Consider the following 5,835-nt stretch of genomic DNA (forward strand, 5'->3'; position numbering starts at 1 on the left):
TTGGGTGCGGGAGTAGGATTTGAACCTACGACCTTCAGGTTATGAGCCTGACGAGCTACCGGGCTGCTCCATCCCGCGTCAAACGGGTTTTCGGTAAGGAAGAGTGTGTTCGAGAAGGGCCGTTTGGCCTTTGCGCAATCGTTCTGTCCGCCTGGTAGACCCGGCGGCGACCTACTCTCCCGCGCCTTGAGACGAAGTACCATTGGCTCTGGAGGGCTTAACGACCGAGTTCGGGATGGGATCGGGTGGGGAACCTCCGACATAGCCACCGGGTCAACCAGGGGGACAGAAGGATTGCAAATCCGAGCTCAAGTCGCGCTAGGGCGTCAGCTTGAACAAGGATGAAGAAGACATTGTCTGAGATGACCTTTCGGAGGTCATCATCGAATGAGTTTTGCTGAGAAACGATCAAACCGATCGGATTATTAGTACCAGTAAGCTTCATGGGTCGCCCCACTTCCACACCTGGCCTATCAACGTGGTAGTCTTCCACGATCCTCAGCGAAGCCTTGTTTTGAGGTTAGTTTCCCGCTTAGATGCTTTCAGCGGTTATCTATTCCATACTTAGCTACCCTGCTGCACAGCTGGCGCCATGACAGGTACACCAGAGGTATGTCCATCCCGGTCCTCTCGTACTAGGGACAGATCCTCTCAAGCTTCGAACACCCACGGCAGATAGGGACCAAACTGTCTCACGACGTTCTGAACCCAGCTCACGTACCACTTTAAATGGCGAACAGCCATACCCTTGGGACCTGCTCCAGCCCCAGGATGTGATGAGCCGACATCGAGGTGCCAAACTTTGCCGTCGATATGGACTCTTGGGCAAAATCAGCCTGTTATCCCTAGAGTACCTTTTATCCGTTGAGCGATGGCCCTTCCACTCGGGACCACCGGATCACTATGGCCGACTTTCGTCTCTGCTCGACTTGTCAGTCTCGCAGTCAGGCGAGCTTATGCCATTGCACTCGACGAGCGATTTCCGACCGCTCTGAGCTCACCATCGCGCGCCTCCGTTACACTTTGGGAGGCGACCGCCCCAGTCAAACTACCCACCACGCCATGTCCCGGGACCGGATAACGGCCCTCGGTTAGACGTCAACGACAGTAAGGGTGGTATTTCAAGGACGACTCCACCAGAGCTGGCGCCCCGGTTTCATAGTCTCCCACCTATCCTACACATACGGTCGCTAACGCCAAGGCGAAGCTATAGTAAAGGTTCATAGGGTCTTTCCGTCTGACCGCGGGAACCCCGCATCTTCACGGGGAATTCAATTTCACTGAGCCTGTGCTGGAGACAGTGGGGAAGTCGTTACGCCATTCGTGCAGGTCGGAACTTACCCGACAAGGAATTTCGCTACCTTAGGACCGTTATAGTTACGGCCGCCGTTTACCTGGGCTTCAGTTCGGAGCTTTCACTCCTCCCTTTAACCTTCAGGCACCGGGCAGGCGTCAGACCCTATACGTCGCATTGCTGCTTCGCAGAGCCCTGTGTTTTTGCTAAACAGTCGCTACCCCCTGGCTTGTGCCACTCATTCCTGCTTGCGCAAGGTGAGTCACGCTTATTCCGAAGTTACGCGTGCAATTTGCCGAGTTCCTTCAGCACAGTTCTCTCAAACGCCTTGGTATGCTCTACCTGACCACCTGTGTCGGTTTCGGGTACGGTCTCTGCTGGAGTTATTTCCTGGGACAACGCCCCCGCACACACAATCCAATAAGTGGGTACGAGTTAAGCCATCCGTCACTTCCAGCTGGTGCAGGAATATTTACCTGCTTCCCATCGACTACGCTTTTCAGCCTCGCCTTAGGGGCCGACTAACCCTGCGCAGATTAGCTTTACGCAGGAACCCTTGGTCTTTCGGCGAGAGTGTCTCTCACACTCTTATCGTTACTCATGTCAGCATTCTCACTTCCGATACCTCCAGCCAGGCTCACGCCTGACCTTCACCGGCTTACGGAACGCTCCGCTACCGCTTGCAGTAAACTGCAAACCCATATCTTCGGCGCACGGCTTGAGCCCCGTTACATTTTCCGCGCAGGATCGCTTGATCAGTGAGCTGTTACGCTTTCTTTAAAGGATGGCTGCTTCTAAGCCAACCTCCTGATTGTCAAAGCAATCCCACATCGTTTCCCACTTAGCCGTGACTTGGGGGCCTTAGATGATGGTTAGGGTTGTTTCCCTTTTCACGACGGACGTTAGCACCCGCCGTGTGTCTGCCCGATAGTTCTCTTGGGTATTCGGAGTTTGGTTAGTATTGGTACCGCTCGCGCAGCCCGCAACCATCCAGTGCTCTACCCCCCAAGGAATTCGTCGGACGCTCTACCTAAATAGATTTCGCGGAGAACCAGCTATGTCCAGGTTTGATTGGCCTTTCACCCCTATCCACAAGTCATCCCAGAATTTTTCAACATTCACGGGTTCGGTCCTCCAGTTAGTGTTACCTAACCTTCAACCTGCTCATGGATAGATCACCTGGTTTCGGGTCGTCATACGTCGAACTTAGCGCCCTATTCAGACTCGCTTTCGCTGCGCCTACACCTAACGGCTTAAGCTTGCTCGACACATGAAGTCGCTGACCCATTATACAAAAGGTACGCCGTCACCGCGCTTGGCGGCTCCGACTGCTTGTAGGCTTCCGATTTCAGGATCTGTTTCACTCCCCTTGTCGGGGTGCTTTTCACCTTTCCCTCACGGTACTTGTTCACTATCGGTCGTAGAGGAGTACTTAGGCTTGGAGGGTGGTCCCCCCATGTTCAGACAGGATTTCACGTGTCCCGCCCTACTCGAGTCTCTTGCTGTTTGATGACTACGGGGCTTTCACCCACTATGGCCGACCTTTCCAGATCGTTCGTCTTTATTTCACAAGAGCACTGGCCTGGTCCCGGTTCGCTCGCCACTACTACGGGAGTCTCGGTTGATGTCCTTTCCTCCGGGTACTGAGATGTTTCAGTTCCCCGGGTTCGCTTAATGAAGCCTATGTATTCAGCTCATTATACCTTTCAACAATCCGCCAATCGCTGCCCCGAAGAGCAGAGTTGGAAGACTGTAAAGGTGGGTTTCCCCATTCGGAAATAACCGGATCAAAGGGTGCTAGCGCCTCCCCGGTTCTTATCGCAGCTTGCCACGTCCTTCATCGCCTCTCTACGCCAAGGCATCCGTCAGAAGCCCTTCAACGTTTGATCGTTTCTCAGCAAAACTCATGCTTGGTTTATTCCGCCCGACTGGAAAGATGCCGGGGGACCAAGCCTGATTTTTGTCAGACAATGTCTTCTTCTCGAACACGACCTAAAAGCTCAGGGGAGCCGGTCTAGTTCTTCCTTCACGATTTCAATGCCAGTCGGCTTTTCAGCCGGTGGCAAACCATTTGCGATGCGCGCCTTGGGTCATTCGCCGTCCCGCATCTGCGGGATGGTGGAGCCAGACGGAGTCGAACCGACGACATCCTGCTTGCAAAGCAGGCGCTCTACCAACTGAGCTATGGCCCCATTCCGAGGAACGGTGCGAAGCCCAGGAGAGCTGTCGGCGATGCCGTCTTGAGGCTGAGAACCCCCAGCGAACCAGAAGTCCTGGTAGGCCCGGGCAGACTCGAACTGCCGACCTTACGCTTATCAGGCGTACGCTCTAACCACCTGAGCTACGGGCCTATGGCAGCGACAGCCAGGCTAAAAGCCCAGGCTCGCGATCGCGTCACCAACTCAACGACCCGTATGGTCGAGGCGTCGATGACGAAAGTGGAAAGAGAAACGGAGACGGCGGCGTTCCGCCGTTTAGTGGAGCCTCAATAGACAGTCTCGTGAGAGACGGCCTGGAGAAGCATCCTTAGAAAGGAGGTGATCCAGCCGCAGGTTCCCCTACGGCTACCTTGTTACGACTTCACCCCAGTCGCTGACCCTACCGTGGTCGCCTGCCTCCTTGCGGTCAGCGCAGCGCCTTCGGGTAGAACCAACTCCCATGGTGTGACGGGCGGTGTGTACAAGGCCCGGGAACGTATTCACCGCGGCATGCTGATCCGCGATTACTAGCGATTCCAACTTCATGCCCTCGAGTTGCAGAGGACAATCCGAACTGAGACGACTTTTAAGGATTAACCCTCTGTAGTCGCCATTGTAGCACGTGTGTAGCCCACCCTGTAAGGGCCATGAGGACTTGACGTCATCCCCACCTTCCTCCGGCTTAGCACCGGCAGTCCCATTAGAGTTCCCAACTAAATGATGGCAACTAATGGCGAGGGTTGCGCTCGTTGCGGGACTTAACCCAACATCTCACGACACGAGCTGACGACAGCCATGCAGCACCTGTGTCCTAGTCCCCGAAGGGAAAGCCACGTCTCCGTGGCGGTCCAGGCATGTCAAAAGGTGGTAAGGTTCTGCGCGTTGCTTCGAATTAAACCACATGCTCCACCGCTTGTGCGGGCCCCCGTCAATTCCTTTGAGTTTTAATCTTGCGACCGTACTCCCCAGGCGGATTGCTTAATGCGTTAGCTGCGTCACCGAAATGCATGCATCCCGACAACTAGCAATCATCGTTTACGGCGTGGACTACCAGGGTATCTAATCCTGTTTGCTCCCCACGCTTTCGAGCCTCAGCGTCAGTAATGAGCCAGTGTGTCGCCTTCGCCACTGGTGTTCTTCCGAATATCTACGAATTTCACCTCTACACTCGGAGTTCCACACACCTCTCTCATACTCAAGACACCCAGTATCAAAGGCAATTCCGAGGTTGAGCCCCGGGATTTCACCCCTGACTTAAATGTCCGCCTACGCTCCCTTTACGCCCAGTAATTCCGAGCAACGCTAGCCCCCTTCGTATTACCGCGGCTGCTGGCACGAAGTTAGCCGGGGCTTCTTCTCCGGGTACCGTCATTATCGTCCCCGGTGAAAGAATTTTACAATCCTAAGACCTTCATCATTCACGCGGCATGGCTGCGTCAGGCTTTCGCCCATTGCGCAAGATTCCCCACTGCTGCCTCCCGTAGGAGTTTGGGCCGTGTCTCAGTCCCAATGTGGCTGATCATCCTCTCAGACCAGCTACTGATCGTCGCCTTGGTGAGCCTTTACCTCACCAACTAGCTAATCAGACGCGGGCCGCTCTAAAGGCGATAAATCTTTCCCCCGAAGGGCACATTCGGTATTAGCACAAGTTTCCCTGAGTTATTCCGAACCTAAAGGCACGTTCCCACGTGTTACTCACCCGTCCGCCACTAACTCCGAAGAGTTCGTTCGACTTGCATGTGTTAGGCCTGCCGCCAGCGTTCGCTCTGAGCCAGGATCAAACTCTCAGGTTGAGTTGACTTCTGACCTAAGCATCGGATCGACTAAAAGTCGTCCTTGGCATTAGTTCTACGTATTTTATTGACGAGTTCCCACGTCATCGATCCGAAGACCGACGCATGGTATCTTTTCAAAAAGACCGCAGATAGTCAGTGTCGTATGATGACCTCGAAGGTCATCGCAAGAACACCGCCGCCTGCGTTTCTCTTTCCATATCAACAATGTCAAAGACCAGAACCACCGAAGCGGCCCGACTTGTTTAGCGCCTCGTCGTCGGCGGAGGCGGCGATTTAGAGAACCGCGAACCCCGTGTCAACCGCTCTTTTCAGAGATTTTGCAGACCGAAGAGCGAACCCTTCAAACCGCAAAAAACCGCCGGAGAAAACCAAGAGGCTTGCCCCTTCACCAAACCGGCGATTCGATTGAAGCGCGGAACCTATTCAAACCAACCCAGGAAAGCAAGAAGTTTTTCAACTCTTTCTTCCCCTCAAAACCCCGGGAAACCAGTCCCCAAGGCCCCGTAGGCCGGCCCGTTTCCGAGCGAGGCAGCCCTATACGGGCACC

The 5,835-nt window shown here is 54.5% G+C and carries 3 tRNA genes and 3 rRNA genes; all 6 read right to left on the reverse strand.

The features are described 5' to 3' along the window. Nucleotide 1: 1 nt before the first annotated feature. Nucleotides 2–78 (reverse strand) — tRNA-Met (locus KZX42_RS17090). Between the two features lie 80 nt (nt 79–158). Next, a 5S ribosomal RNA gene (rrf, locus tag KZX42_RS17095) occupies nt 159–273 on the reverse strand. A 131-nt stretch (nt 274–404) separates the two neighbouring features. Continuing rightward, nucleotides 405–3,183, reverse strand: a 23S ribosomal RNA gene (locus tag KZX42_RS17100). A 227-nt stretch (nt 3,184–3,410) separates the two neighbouring features. Next, a tRNA-Ala gene (locus KZX42_RS17105) sits at nt 3,411–3,486 on the reverse strand. Nucleotides 3,487–3,568: 82 nt separating this feature from the next. Further along, nucleotides 3,569–3,645: transfer RNA gene (locus KZX42_RS17110), tRNA-Ile, on the reverse strand. 179 nt (nt 3,646–3,824) lie between these two features. Then, a 16S ribosomal RNA gene (locus KZX42_RS17115) occupies nt 3,825–5,285 on the reverse strand. The 16S, 23S and 5S rRNA genes sit together here with 3 tRNA genes alongside, the layout of an rRNA operon. Nucleotides 5,286–5,835: the final 550 nt, after the last annotated feature.

Origin of the sequence: Brevundimonas sp. EYE_349, assembly GCF_023147505.1 — a bacterium.
Taxonomy (GTDB): Bacteria; Pseudomonadota; Alphaproteobacteria; order Caulobacterales; family Caulobacteraceae; genus Brevundimonas.